The sequence below is a fragment of the Vibrio sp. 1978 genome, assembly GCF_033344345.1.
In genome coordinates, this window is record NZ_JAWPOP010000902.1 from 1 (window position 1) to 545 (window position 545).

Annotated in this window: 2 protein-coding genes; both read left to right on the forward strand. The window is 50.6% G+C overall.

Features of this window, described 5'->3' with window-relative positions:
- Positions 1 to 270 (forward strand): YscX family type III secretion protein (locus R8N49_RS29765; protein ID WP_318190783.1); only part of this gene is annotated, 270 nt, incomplete at its 5' end.
- 5 nt (positions 271 to 275) lie between these two features.
- Positions 276 to 545, forward strand: a 270-nt coding sequence (vscY, locus tag R8N49_RS29770; RefSeq protein WP_318190784.1) for a type III secretion system chaperone VscY, incomplete at its 3' end; no start/stop codon positions are given.

Genomic DNA, 545 nt, shown 5'->3' on the forward strand with positions numbered 1-545 from the left:
CAAGCCGTCGCGACTCATTTGGAAAAACTGTATGACCTAAGACCGTCCGATCAATATTTGTTGGCGTTAGCGAAGCCAAAACTGAACCATTGTGAATTGCTTCGTCCAGAAAAGTACCGCCAGCAATTCGACAACACTTTAGCTCGCGTTCAGCAACTCGCACAGGAATCTGGCTCAGCGAACCTTGCTAAAGCCGCCGAAACGCTACAAAGCACACAACTGGACCAGCGTTACCTCACCATGGCGCTCAATCTTCTTATTCAGGTTTAACCCACATGCTAAGCACCAAAGATATTGAGCTGCTGCTGGTTCACGCTGCGCTTCAAGTTCAATACCAACAACCCGATCAAGCCATCGCGATACTGGATGCCGTTTTAGAACTCGAACCAGAACGCGAAGATGCGTTACACACGCTCGCGGTCGCGTGTTTGCAAACTGGCCGTTACACCCGTGCTGTTGCGGTATGTGAAGGCTTACTGAAGTCGCAATCGCAGTCTGTACAAGCGGCGGGAGTTTGGTTTTGCTTGAGCCAAGCGCGCTGGAAA